This window comes from Planococcus circulans (genome assembly GCF_020023385.1).
GTDB lineage: Bacteria > Bacillota > Bacilli > Bacillales_A > Planococcaceae > Planococcus.
The window spans coordinates 65,828-84,727 of the sequence record NZ_JAIQCL010000003.1 but is presented as its reverse complement, the minus strand read 5'-3'; the positions used below and the strand labels follow the sequence as shown (position 1 = coordinate 84,727).

General features: G+C 48.0%; 19 protein-coding genes. 9 read left to right on the top strand and 10 right to left on the bottom strand.

Going from position 1 to position 18,900, the window contains the following annotated elements:
- The first annotated feature begins 86 nt into the window (after positions 1-86).
- Positions 87-1,310, top strand: coding sequence for a dicarboxylate/amino acid:cation symporter (locus tag K8U60_RS06800; protein ID WP_223636226.1), 1,224 nt, complete (start codon positions 87-89; stop codon positions 1,308-1,310).
- Between the two features lie 37 nt (positions 1,311-1,347).
- On the opposite strand, the gene K8U60_RS06795 is transcribed toward K8U60_RS06800, so the two are convergent.
- Positions 1,348-1,917: a GNAT family N-acetyltransferase gene (locus K8U60_RS06795; protein WP_223636224.1), complete on the bottom strand. Its 570-nt coding sequence runs from the start codon at positions 1,915-1,917 to the stop codon at positions 1,348-1,350.
- Positions 1,918-1,993: 76 nt separating this feature from the next.
- On the opposite strand from K8U60_RS06795, the gene K8U60_RS06790 reads away from it, so the two are divergent.
- On the top strand, positions 1,994-2,587 hold the full coding sequence (locus K8U60_RS06790; RefSeq protein WP_223636222.1) for a histidine phosphatase family protein: 594 nt from the start codon (positions 1,994-1,996) through the stop codon (positions 2,585-2,587).
- Here the strand turns inward: K8U60_RS06790 and K8U60_RS06785 are convergent.
- Positions 2,581-3,384 (bottom strand): protein phosphatase 2C domain-containing protein, encoded by an 804-nt coding sequence (locus K8U60_RS06785; RefSeq protein WP_317851915.1) that lies wholly within the window; start codon positions 3,382-3,384, stop codon positions 2,581-2,583. The genes K8U60_RS06790 and K8U60_RS06785 overlap by 7 nt on opposite strands.
- 163 nt (positions 3,385-3,547) lie before the next feature.
- Here K8U60_RS06785 and K8U60_RS06780 point away from each other — a divergent pair, with 163 nt between their 5' ends.
- Positions 3,548-3,892: a heme oxygenase gene (locus tag K8U60_RS06780; protein ID WP_223636220.1), complete on the top strand. Its 345-nt coding sequence runs from the start codon at positions 3,548-3,550 to the stop codon at positions 3,890-3,892.
- Positions 3,893-3,990: 98 nt separating this feature from the next.
- The gene (locus K8U60_RS06775; RefSeq protein ID WP_223636218.1) at positions 3,991-5,190 is read left to right on the top strand and encodes an MFS transporter; all 1,200 of its coding nucleotides are present in this window, start codon (positions 3,991-3,993) and stop codon (positions 5,188-5,190) included.
- Between the two features lie 177 nt (positions 5,191-5,367).
- Here the strand turns inward: K8U60_RS06775 and K8U60_RS06770 are convergent, their stop codons facing one another.
- Entirely contained in the window at positions 5,368-5,781 is a 414-nt protein-coding gene (locus K8U60_RS06770; RefSeq protein ID WP_223636216.1) for a cupin domain-containing protein, read from the bottom strand.
- 79 nt (positions 5,782-5,860) lie between these two features.
- Positions 5,861-6,910 (bottom strand): NAD(P)/FAD-dependent oxidoreductase, encoded by a 1,050-nt coding sequence (locus tag K8U60_RS06765; RefSeq protein ID WP_223636214.1) that lies wholly within the window; start codon positions 6,908-6,910, stop codon positions 5,861-5,863.
- A 132-nt stretch (positions 6,911-7,042) separates the two neighbouring features.
- Between K8U60_RS06765 and K8U60_RS06760 the strand changes: the two genes are divergently transcribed.
- The 4 genes from K8U60_RS06760 to K8U60_RS06745 all read left to right on the top strand — a co-directional run bounded on the left by K8U60_RS06760 (position 7,043) and on the right by K8U60_RS06745 (position 10,970).
- On the top strand, positions 7,043-7,834 hold the full coding sequence (locus K8U60_RS06760) for an ABC transporter ATP-binding protein (protein ID WP_223636212.1): 792 nt from the start codon (positions 7,043-7,045) through the stop codon (positions 7,832-7,834).
- A 5-nt stretch (positions 7,835-7,839) separates the two neighbouring features.
- Positions 7,840-8,766: an iron-hydroxamate ABC transporter substrate-binding protein gene (locus tag K8U60_RS06755; protein WP_223636209.1), complete on the top strand. Its 927-nt coding sequence runs from the start codon at positions 7,840-7,842 to the stop codon at positions 8,764-8,766.
- Positions 8,767-8,967: 201 nt separating this feature from the next.
- Entirely contained in the window at positions 8,968-9,966 is a 999-nt protein-coding gene (locus tag K8U60_RS06750; RefSeq protein WP_223636206.1) for a FecCD family ABC transporter permease, read from the top strand.
- Positions 9,963-10,970, top strand: a complete 1,008-nt coding sequence (locus K8U60_RS06745) for a FecCD family ABC transporter permease (RefSeq protein WP_223636203.1) — start codon at positions 9,963-9,965, stop codon at positions 10,968-10,970. Before K8U60_RS06750 ends, K8U60_RS06745 begins: the two co-directional genes overlap by 4 nt.
- Positions 10,971-11,075: 105 nt before the next feature.
- Here the strand turns inward: K8U60_RS06745 and K8U60_RS06740 are convergent, their stop codons facing one another.
- The gene (locus tag K8U60_RS06740) at positions 11,076-12,080 is read right to left on the bottom strand and encodes an EAL domain-containing protein (RefSeq protein ID WP_223636201.1); all 1,005 of its coding nucleotides are present in this window, start codon (positions 12,078-12,080) and stop codon (positions 11,076-11,078) included.
- 261 nt (positions 12,081-12,341) lie between these two features.
- Here K8U60_RS06740 and K8U60_RS06735 point away from each other — a divergent pair, with 261 nt between their 5' ends.
- Positions 12,342-12,878, top strand: coding sequence for a dihydrofolate reductase family protein (locus tag K8U60_RS06735; protein ID WP_223636197.1), 537 nt, complete (start codon positions 12,342-12,344; stop codon positions 12,876-12,878).
- Between the two features lie 46 nt (positions 12,879-12,924).
- On the opposite strand, the gene K8U60_RS06730 is transcribed toward K8U60_RS06735, so the two are convergent.
- From K8U60_RS06730 to mtnK, 5 genes are all read right to left on the bottom strand, one after another.
- Positions 12,925-13,962: an ABC transporter permease gene (locus K8U60_RS06730; RefSeq protein WP_223636194.1), complete on the bottom strand. Its 1,038-nt coding sequence runs from the start codon at positions 13,960-13,962 to the stop codon at positions 12,925-12,927.
- Positions 13,886-15,442, bottom strand: coding sequence for a sugar ABC transporter ATP-binding protein (locus tag K8U60_RS06725; protein WP_223636191.1), 1,557 nt, complete (start codon positions 15,440-15,442; stop codon positions 13,886-13,888). Before K8U60_RS06725 ends, K8U60_RS06730 begins: the two co-directional genes overlap by 77 nt.
- A gap of 64 nt (positions 15,443-15,506) precedes the next feature.
- Entirely contained in the window at positions 15,507-16,589 is a 1,083-nt protein-coding gene (locus K8U60_RS06720) for a sugar ABC transporter substrate-binding protein (protein ID WP_223636188.1), read from the bottom strand.
- The gene (gene mtnA, locus K8U60_RS06715; RefSeq protein WP_223636185.1) at positions 16,586-17,647 is read right to left on the bottom strand and encodes an S-methyl-5-thioribose-1-phosphate isomerase; all 1,062 of its coding nucleotides are present in this window, start codon (positions 17,645-17,647) and stop codon (positions 16,586-16,588) included. Before mtnA ends, K8U60_RS06720 begins: the two co-directional genes overlap by 4 nt.
- Positions 17,644-18,834, bottom strand: a complete 1,191-nt coding sequence (gene mtnK, locus K8U60_RS06710; protein WP_223636795.1) for an S-methyl-5-thioribose kinase — start codon at positions 18,832-18,834, stop codon at positions 17,644-17,646. The genes mtnA and mtnK overlap by 4 nt, the downstream gene beginning before the upstream one ends.
- Positions 18,835-18,900: the final 66 nt, after the last annotated feature.

Here is an 18,900-nt window from a genome sequence, read left to right as displayed (position 1 = left end):
ACAGTCCTCCACACTCTGGTATAAGTTAAGAAAGTTAATTCCGATAAAACATATAAGATTTATTTTTTGAAAAAAGGAGAGACACGATGAAAACTGCTTGGAAACGATATCTCGACGCTTCATTGATATTTAAAATTACGATTGCACTTATACTCGGCATTGCCGTCGGGCTGATTTTTGGAGAGCAGGCAGCTGTTCTGGCTCCGCTCGGCGATTTGCTGCTGAACCTGTTGACCTTTCTGATCATTCCCCTGATTCTTTTCACTATGATGGTCGGCATCAACCAATCCTCCATCGGCGATTTGGGGCGCATGGGCGGTAAAGTATTCATCTTCTATGTTTTTAGCTCCGCATTTGCCATCATGGTCGGTTTGACGGTAGCAAGCCTCTTTCAGCCTGGAACCGGCATGCAGCTGCAGGGCAATGAAACTTTTGATGTTCCGGACAATCCGGGGGTCATTAATGTCTTGCTGAATATTGTCCCTTCCAATATCTTTACGGCTTTTACCGAACTTAATCTGCTCGGCATCATTTTTACTGCCTTTGCTTTCGGCATCGCGCTGTCCTATATGCGCCAATCCAGCGAACTTGAAAGCTTGGGCGATCATTTGTATAAAACCGTCAATGCGCTGAATGAAGTGACCTTGCTGGTGCTGAAAGCCATTCTCCAATATGTGCCGATCGGAATTTTCGCCATCATGGCCGAAACTGTCGGCAGCCAGGGCTTCGCTACACTTTTGTCGCTCGGAGAAATGGTGCTGGTGTTATATGCCGCATTGATTGTCCAGATCCTTCTCTATACGCTGGTTCTGCTGTTGTTCAAAGTTAAGCCAGGGCAGTTTTTCAAACAGGCGCGTACCCCTATGCTGACTGCGTTTGTTACTCAAAGCAGTTCAGGGACTTTGCCATTGACCTTGACTGCCGCCAAAAACCTTGGCTTATCCAAAAGTCTGTATGGCTTCAGCCTGCCGCTCGGTGCAACCATCAATATGGATGGAGCCGCCATCCGCATTGCTGTTTCCGCCGTTTTCGCAGCAAATCTGGTAGGTGATCCTCTAAGCCTGTCCGAAATGCTGATGGTGGTTCTGGTCGGAACTTTGGCATCCATCGGAACCGCTGGCGTCCCTGGTGCCGGAATTGTCATGATCGCCACAGTATTTGTTCAGTTGGGCTTGCCGATGGAAGCTGTCGCCTTGCTGACAGCCATTGATGCTCTGGTTGGCATGGGCTGTACCGCATTGAATGTAACGGGTGACCTGGTCGGGAGCACGGTGATCGATAAAAACGAGCAGAAACGCAAAACTGCATAACGCTAAAAAAGGCTGCCCTTCCGGCAGCCTTTTCATTTTATTCCGGCAGTTTGAACTCGCTCTTCAGCACCGCATACATCGCCAGATCTACAAATTCACCTTTAATAATCATATGCTGCCGAGCAACGCCTTCGCGTACCATGCCCAGTTTTTCTGCCAGCCGCTGAGATTGCTTATTTCCCAACATAATCGGGGCTTCCACTTTGTTCAATTCCATGTCCCGGAAGCCGAACGAAAGCAAGGCCTCTGCTGCTTCGGCCATCAGCCCACGCCCCCAGTAGTGAGGCGACAGCACATAGGCGATTTCTGCTTTATATCGCTTCGGGCTCCAGCTGACGAAGTCGATGGTTCCGATCATCTTGCCGTTGCTTTTCAATTCAATCGCCCAAGTCAATTTGGACTGCTGATTGTAGCCTTCCAAAATAAAGTTCAGAAATGCTATCGAATCCTCTATCGATTGGTGGACCTGCCACGGCAAGTAATTGGAAACTTCCGGTTGCGAGGCATACTCAAAAAGATCCTCGGCATCTTTCATCATCATTTTTCTCAGGAGCAGACGCTCCGTTTCGATTACCGGCAATTGACGGTAGATTTCCTGTGGGTTCATCTGGAATGGCCCTCTCTTCTCTTAAAGTCTGATTTCAGGTATCCTTTTAACTAGCACACCAAAGGAGATGGCTCTATTGACAACAATTGGTTTGGTACGGCACGGCATAACGGATTGGAACATACAAGGCATCGCCCAAGGATCTTCGGATGTCCCGTTGAACGAAACCGGCAGACAGCAGGCAGAAGCGCTTGCAAACAGGCTTGCCACAGAAGAAACTTGGGACCTGATCATCTCCAGCGATTTATCCCGCGCTAAGGAAACAGCGGAAATCATTGGCCGCAAGCTCCATTTGCCAGTCAGCCATTTTGACACGCGGCTACGCGAAAGAAGCGGCGGTAAAATTGAAGGCACTACAGAAGAAGATCGACTTGAAAAATGGGGAGCCGATTGGCGCAAACTTGATTTGGCGATGGAAAACCTCGACGAGGCAGCTGATCGGGGACTGGCTTGCATCGAAGAAATTCTGGAAGATTTCAGCGGCCAGCGTGTACTCATTGTCAGCCACGGGGCATTGATCGGCCTCACACTGAAAAAACTCATGCCGGATAAGTTCCAGGAAACTTCCATGGATAATACATCCATCACAATTTTGAAAAACGCTGAAAGCCGGTGGGATTGCTCGCTGTATAATTGCACGGTCCATCTGCAGAAAAGTGAAAGCTATTGATTGCTGGCAAAACTTGCCGGTTCTCCTATCTCCACTGTCCAGGAAACCACAGTCGCGCTGTCGCGGACGTGGTTTTTTTGGATGATTGACAGTAAAGCGGCTACTCCATCTGCTGTATCGACATCCCTGCATTGCTGCCAGATGCTTTCCGGTTCAGCAAATACTGCATTAGGGCATTCCACCAGACCGTCCGTTGTCAGCAAGAGCTGATTTTTTCCTTGGCGCAATTCCCGTATGCCGCTGCTGAAGCACGGAACTTCTTGCTCGAAGGTGTTCACCTGTCCGACCCATTCATAAAATTGGCGTTGATTGAGTTGATATTGCCCAAAAGCGGCCAGCTCAGGATGGAAGAGGTACAATAGGCAATCGCCGATGGAAAACCAGTACAGGTATTTCCCTTTTCTTACCGCGATCAGGCAAGCCGTTTCGCCCTGCACATGCCGGCAGGCTTCTTTAAAGCCGTCTTCCTGAAACAGCTGCATCAATTTTCTTTCCATTTGATTGAACACCTCAACACTAACCTTACCTGATAGTAGAAGAGCGATTGACGTTCTGTGTTTTTCAATTTGCCTGATGACCAATTCAGCGCTTTGGGCTGAATTATGCGCATCCAAAACCATCACGAATTCCCATTCTTCCTTCTCATCGATCCAAATCAGGCATCCATCTTCATTCTTGGTTTGGCCGGCAGCTGAATTTCCACCAAATCTGCCGACCACTGCATGTTGGAGCCGTTGGACATCGGGCTGATCGATGTATGTTCCCTCGCTGCCTACCCAGCTGAATTTCTGCATCATTTAACTAACCTCGCTCTCAATATTCTTACAATTATAATCGACACGAAGCAGATTGGACAGAACATCTTGGATGACACCCGCAGTACACACATCGATTTGAAGAATGTGGTAAAGTTAATATCAATGAGCGACAAAAATACCAAACAAAAAGGAGAGATGTCTGATGTACATCGTAACCAACCGCATTAAAATGAAAAAAGGATTTGCTGAAAAAATGGCTCCTAACTTTGCACGTCCAGGCGCTTTGCAGGAAATGGAAGGCTTCGTCAAAGTTGAAGTGACCATTACTCAGAACCTGGAAGAATATGATGAATTGAACGTCAATATGTACTGGGAAAACCTGGAGAGCTTTGAAGCCTGGAAAACCAGCGACACCTTCAAAGAAGCCCATAAGCGCCCCGAAACGAATGCAGACAGTGATGAACCGAAAAAAGAATCGCCAATGCTTGGCAGTGAACTGGTAATCACCAAAATCGCTGCTCTTATTGAAGCAAAAACTTCAAATTGATGACTGCAGACAGATAGCCTGAATTTGGCTGTCTGTTTCTTTTATGCCCCTACCTCTCAGCCATATGAATTACATTGCAGAACAAGGAGAACTTCTATATGAATACTTCAAAACCCGCTTTATGGACAAAGGATTTTATCGTTACTGCTTTAGTGAACTTTTTCTTGATCCTTATTTTCTACCTATTGATGGTCACGATCGCCGTCTACGCCGTTGAGGAATACGATGCTTCTACAAGCGAAGCTGGTCTGGTTACCGGAATTTTCATCTTGGGTGCTTTAGCAGGCCGGCTGGTCATCGGCCGCACCATCGACAAAATGGGCCGCAAACGGACCTTGGTCATCGGCCTTATCCTATTCACGTTGACGACGTTTTTCTATTTCCTGAATTTCGGACTTCCATTCCTGATGCTCAACCGTTTTCTTCATGGGATGACATTGGGGATGGCCAGCACAGCAGCTGGAACCATCGTTGCCCAGATCATCCCAATGAGACGCAAAGGTGAAGGCATCGGCTATTTCAGCCTCAGCGCCACTTTAGCCACGGCTTTCGGTCCTTTCATCGGATTGATGATGAGCCAGTACAGCAGTTATGAGATGATTTTTACGGTATGCCTGGCACTCGGCGTTGTCAGCCTTATCGTGTCTTTGTTCATTTATGTACCGCCGGTTGTCGCTCCATCTGTGACTGACGAAACGAAAGGGTTTAAGCTTTCCGATTATGTCGAGCCGAAAGCGGTTCCGATTGCACTGGTTTGTCTGGCGATTGCCCTTTGCTATTCAAGCGTTCTGTCCTTCATCAATTTTTACGCTATGGAAGAGGATTTAGTGGCAGCAGCCAGTTACTTCTTCCTGGTCTATGCGATAGCCATCCTCATTTCACGGCCATTTACAGGGCGGCTGATGGACCTGAAGGGAGCCAACTTCATCATGTATCCAGCTTTCGCCGTCTTTGCTGCCGGCTTATTCGTGTTAAGCATCACCAGCAGCAGTACGGGTCTATTGGTGGCCGCTGCCTTGATCGGATTCGGATTCGGCAATATGCAGTCGACTACACAGGCTGTCGCCATCAAGCTGACTCCACCCCACCGCATGGGCCTGGCGACTTCAACGTTTTTCATCTCGATGGATGCCGGGCTCGGCTTCGGTCCGTACCTGCTGGGCTTTGTGGTTCCGCTGATCGGCTATAGCTCGCTTTACGGCGTCCTGGGCTTTGTGGTTCTTGCTACTGCCATCCTCTATTATCTGATGCATGGCAAAAAAGAGCGCGCGGAAGCTGCGGCTTTGGCTTATAAATAAAAGCGCTTCTTTTTTCTCCTTGCTTGGCCGTTTTGGTGATGCCAGTGTTTTATGAATTATTATTGTTATTAAAATAAAGAAATGGCCATCAAATCTATAGACGATTTGATGGCCATTTCACATTCCATTTTACTATTATCAATCGATAGCAAACCCTATTACTTTTATGCGGTCTTTTTACTCATCTTCGTCTTTTTCAGCAATCTCTTTAGTTTTATGGACTGTCCCATGTGGATGTTCAGGCGGTGCATAAATTGAATAGATTTTCAACGGATTATCGCCGGTATTCGTCACGTTATGCCATTTTCCTGCTGGAATCATGATGGCGTAGTCGTCTTCGGCATTTTCTTCGAAAGTAAGATTATCTTCACTGTCGCCCATCTGGACAAACCCTTTTCCAGCTTCAATCCGCAGGAATTGATCACCTTCATGGACTTCCAACCCGATGTCATCACCCGCTTCAATGCTCATCACAGTTACCTGCAGGTTTTTTCCCGTCCATAAAGCAGTGCGGAATGTATCATTTTGCTTAGTCGCTTCTTCGATATTCACAACAAACGATTCTGCTCCATAATCTTTCAATTCCATCATCAATTCCTCCTCCAAATTTTCTTCACAGCCTTCTATACCTCAGTCCCAGCTGCATCAAACTATTTGGAAGGGGTCTTTCTTACACCAATAATTGCTTGACCAATTCCTTATTGCGCTTTTTAAATACTTCATTATGGGAAGACACCATCGCGATTTTATGGGCATCCGGCTGGATGAAATGCTTGGCTTTATTGACAGCGTTGGCTGCGTCTTGGAATGTCCCGGCAATCAAATTCAATTTGCCTTCATGCTGGAGAATGTCCCCAGCCGCAAAGAGCCCGGCCACTGAAGATTCGCTGCTTGAAGTGCCGGCGATGTAATAGTCGTCAGCGATTTCGATATTCAGGGGGCTATTGCCGAGCAGACTGATGTCGCGCTCGTAACCATGGTTGATGATCATTTCGTCGATTGGAAGTACTTGCTTGTCGTTTGTTTCCTGATGCGTCAGCTCAACGAATTCGATGGCATCCCGGTCATCCGAAGCAATGAGGCGGGTGATATTGGTATGAAGGCAACAGATGGCCGAGCCGTTCATCAGCTGGGTCACCTGCGCTTCATGTCCCGCAAGTTCCGGCTTGCGGTAGGTCACATATACTTGCTTGGCAATCGGCTCCAGTTCGTTGGTCCAATCGATTGCCGAGTTTCCGCCGCCTGAAATCAGCACCGTTTTGCCTTTGAAACGTTCCAGTGATTTGACGGTGTAGTTCAAGTTGGATACTTCAAAGCGCTCCGCTCCTTCAATCTGCAGCTTTTGCGGGTTGAGGATTCCCCCGCCGACTGCCACGATGACGGTTTTCGATACATGCACTTCTCCTGAAGAACCGATCAATTCAAATAATCCTTCTTCGGTTTTCGCTATGGACTCCACTTTTTCGTTCAATACGACTTCCGGATGGAATGTCAGCCCTTGTGCAACCAATTGGTCGATGAGTTTAGCTCCCTGAATCGGCGGCTGTCCTCCCACGTCCCAAATCATTTTCTCTGGGTATACATGGATTTTGCCGCCCAGCTGCGGTTGGAATTCGATGATTTTTGTTTTCATTTCCCGTAAGCCGCTGTAGAAGGCCGAATATAATCCAGCAGGGCCCCCACCTATAATCGTTACATCAAAAAGCTCTTTTTCCTCCATCTATCTTCACTCCTGTCCTTTTGGATTTCGTATTGACAATGTAAAAAATTAGTCTTATAGTATTGATTGTACTGAAAATGAGAATCATTATCAACGAAAAAGAGAATAAATTTAGAAAAGGAGGTTTTTTGGATGGTGCGCCTATTCACCGAGGAGCTGAATATCGGCTATGGAGACCGGTTGATTGTCAAAGATTTGACAGTCCAAATTCCAGATAAAAAAATTACGACAATCATCGGTTCCAATGGCTGTGGCAAATCAACGCTTCTAAAAGCGATTACTCGGGTAATTTCGCATCAATCCGGATCCGTAGTATTGGATGGCAGTAATATTGCACAGGAAAATACGAAGTCCCTGGCAAAGAAAATGGCCATCCTGCCACAAACTCCGGACAGTGCCGCCGGATTGACGGTCGGCGAACTGGTCTCCTATGGCCGCTTCCCTTACCAGAAAGGCTTCGGGCGATTATCCAAACGGGATTACGAAATCATCAATTGGGCACTCGATGTCACCGGAACGCAATTCTTCAAATACCATCCTGTCGACGCATTGTCCGGCGGCCAGCGCCAACGCGTTTGGATTGCGATGGCTTTGGCCCAGGAAACCGAAATGATTTTCCTCGATGAGCCGACCACTTATCTCGACATGGCCCATCAGCTGGAAATCCTGGAGCTATTGCAACAACTCAACCGGGACCAGGAACGGACCATCATTATGGTACTGCACGACCTGAACCAGGCAGCACGTTTTGCTGATCACATCATCGCGATGAAAGACGGCAGGATCGTCAAAGCGGGCAATTGCCACGAAGTCATTACACAACCCGTATTAAGAGAAGTTTTCCGGATCGATGCAGAAATCGGCCTGGATCCAAGAACCAAAAAACCCATGTGCACCACCTATAACTTAATCAAAGGAGTCTAACCGACATGAAAAAATTATTCTTGCCTATACTTTTACTTACTTTGCTGCTGATCCTTGGCGCCTGCAACTCCGATTCAACTGCTGAAGAAGCTGACGCTGCAGAATCTGACAAATCTCCTGAAACCATTACATATGAATCTGAAAGCGGACCTGTCGAAGTTCCTGCAGATCCACAGCGCGTAGTCATGCTCACTTCTTACACAGGTGACGCAATGTCTTTAGACGTTCCTTTAGTAGGAGTAACTTCCTGGGCAAAAAACAACCCGCGTTTTGAAGAAGAGCTCGCAGACGTAGAAGAAGTAGAAGAAACAGACCTGGAGAAAATCATTGAATTGGAACCTGACTTAATCATTGGCGCTTCAACTACAAAAAACATCGACAAATTGAGTGAAATCGCACCAACGGTCACGTTCACCTACGGCAACGTGGGCTATTTGGAGCAGCATCTGGAAATCGGTAAAGTATTAAACAAAGAAGATGAAGCACAAGCTTGGATTACCGACTTCCAAGAACGGGCACAGCAAGCCGGGGAAGAAATTCGCGCTGAAATCGGCGAAGACACAACCGTTTCCGTTATTGAAAACTTCGATAAGCAAATCTATGTATTCGGAGACAACTGGGGACGCGGAACTGAAATTCTTTATCAGGAAATGAAGTTAAAAATGCCGGCAAAAGTGGAAGAGATGGCTTTAGCAGATGGATACTACATGCTTTCTCAGGAAGTATTGCCAGAATACATGGGTGATTACGTCATCTTCAGCAAAGACAGTTCACAGGACAATTCATTCCAGGAAACGGACCTGTACAAAAACACACCTGCCGCTCAAAACGGCCAGATCTTTGAAGCTGATGCCAAAGAATTTTACTTTAACGATCCAATTTCATTGGAATACCAATTGGAATTCTTTATCGAAAACTTTTTAGGTGAGTGAGATCTCTTTTTATCAAGCAAGTATCTCAGTGTCAGCGCCGGCGTCCAAGGGCTAGGCTTCCTGTAAGAGCCATGCCCGAAACGGCCGAAGCGCTGTCAAAAAAGTGCATTCTTTAATTTGCCAAATATAAACGTCTATACTAAAAAAGAGGGATTCTGATTTTAGAATTCCTCTTTTAATCTCAGGAAAAGATGATGATCAATGAGCCCTAAAGTTTCCTTTCCAATTAAATTCATCTTGAGCCTGCTTGCATTAGTGCTGACACTCATCGTCTCCCTGATTTTCGGGGCGGCGGACATCAGCCTGAAGGAAGTGGGGCTTGCGTTATTTTCAACCAGTTCCAGTGACGGCATCGGTGTCATTCGGGAAATCCGTCTGCCGCGTGAAATTGCTGCCATCTTTGTAGGTGCTGCTCTTGCAGTATCCGGCGCAATGATGCAGGGTATGACCCGCAACCCGCTGGCCGATCCAGGTCTTCTTGGTTTGACCGCCGGTGCCAATGCCGCTCTTGCTTTTACATTGGCCTTCATTCCTGCAGCCAATTATTTCGGCATCATGATTGCCTGCTTTATCGGGGCAGCAGCCGGAGCAGCCTTGGTGTTCGGTATCGGCGCTGCAAAAAAAGGCGGATTCTCGCCTTTTCGGATCGTCCTTGCCGGTGCTGCCATCTCAGCCTTTCTGACAGCGATTGCTGAAGGAATCGGCCTGTATTTCAATATTTCAAAAAATGTTTCCCAATGGACAGCCGGCGGATTGATCGGCACCTCCTGGGGGCAGCTGCAGGTGGTTGTGCCATTTATCGCCGTAGCTTTGCTGGTTGCATTGCTGCTGTCACGCCAGTTGACCATCCTTAGCTTAAGTGAAGAAGCCGCCATCGGGCTTGGCCAAAGAACGGCGCAGGTCAAGGCGATTCTCTTTGTCATCATCACACTTCTTGCAGGTGCAGCAGTTGCGCTTGCGGGCAATATGGCCTTTATCGGCTTGATGATTCCGCATGTGGTGCGGGCGATTGTCGGGACCGATTACCGCTTCATCATTCCGATGTCTGCAGTGGCAGGAGCCATTTTCATGCTGCTCGCCGACTTGATCGGCCGGACCATCAATGCACCATTTGAAACGCCAGTGGCAGCGATCATTGCGATTATCGGCTTGCCCTTCTTCCTGATCATTGTCCGTAAAGGAGGCAAAGCATTCGCATGATCCATCCAAGCTTACGCAAAAAACAACGGATTTCGTATTACTTATTGCTGGCGTTGATCCTGTTGACGGCGATCGCCAGTATGGGCTTGGGCTATTCTCCCATCTCCTATGACCGACTAGTACCGGCAATTTTTGGCCAAGGGACATTCAAAGAAGATTTCATCCTGTTTTCCATCCGGCTTCCGCGTATTTTGATCACGTTGCTGGCCGGAATGGCGCTGGCCTTATCCGGTGCCATTTTGCAAAGCGTGACACGCAACGATCTCGCAGACCCCGGAATCATCGGCATCAACTCCGGTGCCGGCGTCGCCATAGCGGTCTTCTTCTTATTCATTCCGGTGGAAGCAGGCGCGTTCGTTTACTTGCTGCCGATCGTGGCATTCGGTGGCGCACTTGCAACTGCCGCATTAATTTATGCGTTTTCCTACTCACGCAACACCGGTTTGCAGCCAATCCGTCTGGTTCTCGTCGGAATCGGTTTTTCAATGGCTTTATCCGGAGTCATGATCGTCTTGATTTCCTCAGCGGAACCGGAAAAAGTCGATTTCATCGCCAATTGGCTGGCCGGCAATATTTGGGGTGCCGATTGGCCGTTCATTGTAGCCATTCTGCCATGGCTACTGGTGCTGATTCCGTTCACCTTGTACAAAGCCAATCGGATGAACGTCCTCGGCCTCAGTGACCCGGTCGCTGTAGGCATCGGCGTTTCCATCGAAAAGGAACGGCTCGTTCTGCTGATCGCCGCTGTCGCTCTTGCGGCTTCTGCTGTCTCGGTCACCGGAGGAATTGCGTTCATCGGCCTGATGGCGCCGCATATCGCTAAATCCATTGTGGGTCCGCGCCATCAATTGTTCCTGCCGCTTGCCATCCTGATCGGCGGCTGGCTGTTGCTGCTGGCGGATACCATCGGCCGGAATCTGCTTGAACCTTCCGGAATTCCAGCAGGCATCATGGCTGCGCTGATCGGAGCTCCTTATTTCATCTATTTGCTATTGAAAAAATAAAAGCTGTCGAGAACTTAAGTGTTCTCGACAGCTTTTATTTTCTTTCTGTGTGGACGACACTTCTGTAAAAAAGACAGCAATCACAATGGCTGTTAACTTACCTTTTTACGCTTCGTTTCTCTTTTCATACAAAGGCGATGCCGCCGGTTTCCCAAAATAATAGCCTTGGAACAATTGGTATCCCCGTTGCTTCAGCCAATCAAAGTCCTGAGGCGTTTCGATGCCTTCCGCCAAAGGCACAGAACCGATTTCCAAAGCTTTCTTCAGAAACTTCTCGGCAACCTTCTGCTTATCCGTATCCGTTGCAACATCCTGGACAAACTGCATATCCAACTTCATATATTTGGGCTTCAAATCTGCCAGCATTTCAATGGTACTGTAGCCCTCACCCACGTCATCCAATGCGTAATCGAATCCTTTTTCTTTATAATAAGTCAGGATTTTTTTCAAATGATCCAAGTCGTCTACTTTTTCCGTTTCCACCACTTCAAACACCAGAGATTTCGAATCGACGCCTAATTGCTCAGACAATGAAATTGTCGAACGCAGACAAAATTCAGGCGAATAAATCGATGTGGGGATAAAATTGATGAACGCCTTCTCCCCTTTCAGCGCAGCAGCATATTTTACAGCAGTCATTCTGCAGACCCGATCCAAAGCATACAACCGTCCGCGGGTTTTTGCAGCGGGAAAAATTTCATTGGGATAGATCATCGAACCGTCTTCGTTTTGAAAGCGCGCCAGCATTTCGTAGGCAAAGATCTTTTCATCCGCATCCACAATTGGCTGGTAATGGCAGGTCAAACGTTCGTTTTTGATGACCTCGTCTATCCATTCGGTTGCGAAAACCTGGGACATCCCCTCTACTGGCTGCCAGGATTCCTGATTGATGCGGAACGTCACTTGGTCCATATCCAGCAGATCCCTGCAAAAATCCAGGAACTCACGCGCTCCTTTTTCATCCATCTGCAGCTTATTCCCTTTAACGGCAACTTCTATTTCTCTTCTTCCCAAATGATCTATGACTATTTGTAAAACTGAAAGATTCATCTGACCTTCCAGCTTGATTTCGAATTTGAGGGCCGCTACTGTGCAGCTATTGCAATGCATAATCTATCACTCCCCTTTTTATGGTATTTATAGTTTACTTTATAAGTAATAAGAACTGTCGATTTTTAGCAAAAAAATTTAACTTTTTCTATTTTTCCTATCTATATCCAACTGGCCGAATATTTTCAGTTGCTCCGCTCGATTTAAAGGGTATTTTAAATGGAGCTCGAATTAAATCTACTATAGACTCTGCTCCTTATCTAAATTACTTCCGTATAAAAGGGCCACCCGTTCGTATTTCATTCGCAAAGGAGAATGGTCATGGGAAAAATTGTTGTAGCGATGTATTTGACGCTTGATGGAGTCATGGAGGAACCTTCGTGGACTGCGCCTTATTGGGATGATGAGATAGCCAAGTTCCAACTGGATCTGCTGTTCGGCACTGATGCACTGCTGCTCGGACGGGTCACGTATGAAGGATTTGCGGCAGCATGGCCAGCGGCAGAAGATGAAGAGGGATTTGCCGAACGAATGAACAAATTGCCGAAGTATGTGGTTTCCACCAGCTTGAAACGCACAGAATGGAATGCCCGCCTGATCACCAGCCATGTGCCGCAGGAAGTTGCCAGGCTGAAAAAAACTGGGCAGCGGCTGTTGGTCTACGGCAGTGCCGAGCTTATCGAAACCTTACTAAAGTATGATTTGATCGACGAATTGCATCTAATGACATTTCCGCTCGTTTTAGGTGAAGGAAAACGGCTGTTCAAGGAAAATGCCGACCAGAAAATGTTCAATCTCCAGGAAATCCGTTCCACAGACTCAGGCGTCCTCATTGCCAGCTATACGCCGGATAAATAATGACAAACAAAAAGGCTTCCGTATAGGAAGCCTCTTTGTTTGCGAATCATGTTTTGGAGAATTTCTTTTTGGCGTATACATAAGTGACTGCCAGTGCAGCGACCAACACGCCTCCTTTGATGATGTCGAATGCGTAATAAGGAAGGTTGAGAATCGTCAAGCCATTCAATAGGATGCCGATGACAGCCGCTCCGAAAAATGTACCGAGTGCATTCGGTTTTCCCGCCCCTAATACCGAGTAGCCGACAAAGACAGCCGCAACCGCCTCCATCATCAATGGTGCACCTGCGTCAATCTGTCCGGAACCTACACGTGCCGTAAACAGGATGCCCGCCATAGAAGCAAAGATACCGGATATGACGTAGGCAGTGAACTTCACTTTTTTGACGTTGACACCTGACAGCGTAGCCGCTTCGGCGTTCCCGCCAGTCATGTAGAGCACTCTTCCCCAACGGGTATGGTTGAGCACTACATAAGAAGCCAGGACCATCACCAGCATGATCCATACCGGAACCGGCAGACCCAGCATCTGCCCCTGGCCAATCCACAGGAACGCTTCCGACAATTGGCCGGGTGCAGTGCCTCCTGAAGTCAGCGGCATATTGTTATAAATCGAATAGCCTTCCGTATAGGTCCGGTGCAAACCAGCCACGATATACATCATGCTCAAAGTTGCCAAGAGATCCGGAATGCCGATGACGACAATCAGAAAGCTGTTGACCGCTCCGACTGCAACCCCGATCAGCAACGGCAGGATCAGCACGAGCCACAATGGCATGTCGTACCACACCATCAATGAGGCGGAAACGACGGTTGATAAAGACATCGTCGAACCTACAGACAGATCAAAACCATCCACCACCAGCGTGAACGTCACGCCTAAAGCCAGTAAAGTCACAATGGAGATTGAACGCAAAATATCCGTAAAATTACCATATGTGAAAAAAGCATCACTGATCGTGCTGAAATAAAAAATAATGAAGACCAGTAATGCGATGGCGCCATATTTAAACAGAAACTGAATTGCGTTGTCTTTCACCGAGCTCTTGCCTTTCCCCAAGTTCTTCTTTTCCGCCACTTGCATACAATAAAATCCTTTCTTGGGTCGCTTCTTGTCGTGATAACTCCTTCACGATTTGACCGTTGTACATTACGAGAATCCGATCGGAAATTCCAATGGCCTCATGAATCTCACTTGAAAAATACAAACATCCTTTGCCGCTTTCGGCCAATTGGCGGATCAGTTTAAAGATGTCGACTTTGGCACCGATATCGACGCCTTTTGTCGGTTCATCAAACAAGTACAGGGCGGAATCGAGGGAAATCCATTTGCCGATCGCCACTTTCTGCTGATTTCCGCCGCTCAAATGGACAAGCGGTGTTTCTGTACTGCCAGTTTTGATGCGCAACCGTTCAATAATCTCATCGGCAAAACGCTTTTCCGCTTTTCGATCCATCAACAGGCGCTTGGAGAACTTTTTCAGATTGGGGAATGAAGCATTGGCTTCCAGCGATTCCTGGACAAACAAGCCTTCTTTTCGCCGCTCTTCCGGAATCAACGCCATCCCTGCTTTGATGGCATCTGCCGGATGTTTGATTTTAGCTGCGTTCCCCGCCAGTTTAATTGTTCCGGCTGTTAAAGGGGTTCCGCCAAATAATGCTTTGGCGAGCTCCGTTTTGCCTGCCCCTACCAGTCCGACGACACCCACTACTTCACCCACTGCAACCGTCAGCGACAAATCCTTGAGCTTTTGCCCATCGGACAAATGATCGACTTCCAACAAAGCGGTTCCGATGTCATGCGCCCGCGGCTCCAATTCGTGGCTGAGTGCTGCACCGAGCATCGCTTCGATCACACCATCTTGATCGGCTTCTGCCGTATCATAGGTTTTGACAAGCGTCCCTTCCCGCATAACCGTAATCCGATCGCTGATTTCAAACACTTCCGGCAAGCGATGGGAAATAAAGACACATCCAACCCCCTGCGCTTTTAATTTTGAAATGACGGCATACAGTTTTTCCGATTCATGAATCGACAACGGAGCCGTCGGTTCATCGAAAATGATGATTTTCGCTGAATGCACCAATGCTCGGGCAATCAGCACCATCTGCTTTTCCGCCAATGTCAGGCTTGCCGCTTTTTGCTGGACGTCAATGGTTTCCGCTTGAAGTTCAAGCAATGCTGAATAGGCTCGCTTATTGATTTTCTGCTTGGAGACGAATAGATTCCCCTTGCCGGAGAATGTGTCGAGCAGGATATTTTCTGCTACAGTCAATTCAGCCACAATGGCCGTATCCACTTCCTGATAAACGCAGTAGATTCCCTGTTCTTTCGCTGCTTTCGGCGACTCCAGCCGAATGGCGGAGCCGTCCAGATGAATCGTTCCTTCATCCTGTTGATAGACGCCCGACAGAATTTTGATCAAGGTGCTTTTTCCTGCCCCGTTGACGCCGAGAATGGCATGGACTTCGCCTTTTTCCAAATGGAATTCCGCTCCTTGCAATGCTGTTACCGGTCCAAAATTTTTTCCGATGCCGGCCATCGATAGTAAAGGTCCTGCCATTGAGATGCCCCTTTCTGGTAAAAAAAGCTGCCCCATCTTTCAGGACAGCTTGAGATGGTGAAGATTATTGGCCTTCCAGTTCGCGCAGCTCATCCGTATACCCTTGCTCACTTGCGCCCCAGCCTTCTACATATTCGCTTAATTCTTCGGTTGTCACCGTTTCTTCCGGCAAGCTTTCCGCCTCCACGAAAACCGGTTCCAAAATCACTTTTTCTTCCGGTTGTTCACCGTTCAACAGCTGGTACAGGTAACGCACTTGAATGCGTCCGATGTCCGTCGGATCCACAGCTGCTGAAGCCAGCCACGGGCTATTTTCTTTTTGCATCAATTGCAGGTCCTCATCACTCATGTCGATGCCGTAGACTTTGATATCTGTACGCCCTGCTTGTTCAATGGCACGGACTGCACCTTTTGCAAATTCGTCCCAAGCCGCCCAGACCGCTGTGATCTCCCCTTCATTCGGGTATTGCTTCAACACAGCTTCCATCTGTGACTGTGTATCCAGTGCCGTATTGTTGGTTGCCGCACCGAATGATGTGACTTCCTTAATGCCCGTGTTGTCAGTTAGGAATTTTTCATATGCCACTTGGCGTCTTTCCATTGGTGCAAATCCGGCTGTCCAGATTTTCACGATATTGGCTTCGCCATTGGCATCTTCCGCCAGTTTTTCCAAAGTCATTTCAGCCATCTGCTGATCACCCTGTTCCAAAGAGACAACGCCTTCTACATCGATTCCTGCATCAAACGCTACTACCGGAATCCCTGCTTCAAGTGCTTTTTCAACCCCTTGGTTCAATGCTTCTTTTGTTCCGTGGTCGATTAAGATGCCATCGACGCCCTGGTTGATCGCTGCATCCAGATTGGACGCCATTTTCGCCAAATCACCTTCAGAAGTGAAAACTGTCGCTTTGCCTCCGAATTTTTCAACCTGTTCTTCTACACCTGCAATATACTGGGCAGAAAATGTCCCCAGGTTGATTTGCATGATCAAAGCAATTTCCTTGCCTGCGAGCGGGTGATCTGAAGCCTCAGCCTCGGTATCTGAAGAAGTCGTTTCTTCGTTGACATTTCCTTGTGGTTGGCAGGCAGCCAATAAAATACTGATAAATAAAAGTGCGGCAAGCAGCCAAATGGATTGTTTTTTCATATTCTTTCTCCTTTTCCTGCAGATGCACCAAGCAAATCAGGGATGTTTTTTTGATAATCGGATTGAATGATGCCTTTTTCAGTGATGATTGCTGTAATGAGATGTGCCGGTGTGACATCAAATGCCGGATTAAATACTTTTGTGCCGAGTGGTGCCACCGGCTGTCCATTCATGTGGGTGATCTCTTCCGGGTTGCGCTCTTCGATCGGAATCGCAGTGCCATCTTCAATCGACAGATCGAAAGTCGATGCCGGCGCCGCTACATAAAATGGAATTTTGAATGCATTCGCCAACAAAGCCAGATTATACGTGCCGATTTTATTGGCCGTGTCGCCATTTGCAGCGATGCGGTCCGCACCGACAATAATGGCTTCCACGCCTTTCGCTCCGATGGTGTGTGCTGCCATGCTGTCGGTGATCAGCGTGACATCGACTCCCGACTGCTGCAGCTCCCATACCGTCAAACGTGCGCCTTGATAGACCGGGCGGGTTTCACAGGCGAACACTTCAAACTGCCGGCCACGCTCACTTCCCAGATGGAACGGCGCTAAAGCTGTGCCATATTTGGCGGTGGCGATCGAACCGGCGTTGCAGATCGTCATGACTTTCGTTTGCCCCTGCAGCAGTACCAGCGCATGTTCGCCGATGCTGCGGCAGGATTCTTCATCTTCCCTGTGGATCTTCACAGCTTCCGCCAACAACAGAAGCTTTGCTTGTGGCACGTTCTCCGCTTCGCTTAATTTATCTTTCAGACGGCTGAGCGCCCAACCGAGATTGACCGCAGTCGGTCTTGAGGCGTTCAAATACGCCGCGTCTTTTTCGACGTATTGCCCAAAGGCTTCCAGTGAATCCGTCTCGTGCCGCTGAGCCCCGATTGCCAGTCCATATGCGGCGGTGATGCCAATTGCAGGTGCTCCACGGACTTTCAATGAAAAAATAGCCTTGTACACGTCTTCCACCGTTTCAAGCGTCAAGTATTCAATACGATGCGGCAACTTCTGCTGATCCAGAATAGTCAGCTGTTGGCCGTCCCATTTGATGGATAAAGGAATGCTCATGTGTGCGCCTCCTCCAGAATTTGCAGTACATCCCCAATCGACGCTGTCTGCTGGCGCTTCAGGATTAATGCTTGTCCTGCCCGCAGCGCCTGTTTCTTAAAGTGGATTCTTTTTTCTGTATCTTCGATGCTGTCCAAGTCTTTGACATGCGCCAAGCCAATCGTCCGGCGGATCAATTCACATCCTGCAAAACCGGCTGCATCTGTCAGCACCTTCTCAAGTACGTACTCCAAATAGCCTTCTGTCTCTTTAAACGATTCGACACTCTCTGTTTTCCATAGCTCAGTGAAGCGGGAAGCGAAAACTTCCCATGTCTTTTCAATATGATCTACAATTACCTGGCGATCTCCATCCTCCCGCGTGATGGACTGGAACATGAGGTTTGCCAAGAACAAGCCGACATCGAATCCGATCGGACCGTAAAAGCCGAATTCCGGATCAATGACCTTGGTTTCCGTTTGGCTCGCAAAGATGCTGCCTGTATGAAGGTCGCCGTGCAGCAGCGCTTCCGATTCAGTCAAAAAGCTCTTCTTCAATTTCGCCACCTCCAGCTGCAGTTTCCGGTCATTCCAAATCGCTTCTACCGCTGGTTGGAGCTGCGGTTCGTAATCATTGGTTTCAACATCGAAAAAGGGATCTGTAAAGACGAGGTCTTCCGTAATCTTGCAGAGCTCCGGATTGGAGAATTCAGCAGCCAATCCCTTTTTCTCAAAAGGATGCAAGCCGTAATCCGATGTATGGAATAAAGTCTCCGCCAAGTATTCGCCGATATCCTGCGACAGCCTTGGGAAATTCTTTCCGTTGACCAAGCCCTCCCTTGCAATCTCCAGATGAGACAAGTCTTCCATCACCGTAATGGCCAGCTCTTCGTCCGTAGCATAGACTGCGGGTACCAATGAAGGAACGAACTCTCCGTGTTTTCTCAGGACATTGGCTTCAATGGTCGCCCGCTTCAAGGTCAGCGGCCAGCTTTCACCGATTACTTTCGCATATGGCAGCGCCTGTTTGATGATCAGCCGCTTGCCGGTTTGCGGATCTTCAATCTGAAAGACATAATTCAAGTTGCCGTCGCCAATTTCCCGGCAAGTCAATCGGGCATCGCCATCGAATGGGTGGACAACCTTCGCCAATGCGATCGCCGTCGATTCAGTTAATGCTTTATAAGTGGTTGGAACAGTAAGAGTCATCATTTATCTTCCTTTCTTCTGCAATATAAAAAGCCTCTTTCAAAAAGAAAGAGGCCAGAATAAGAG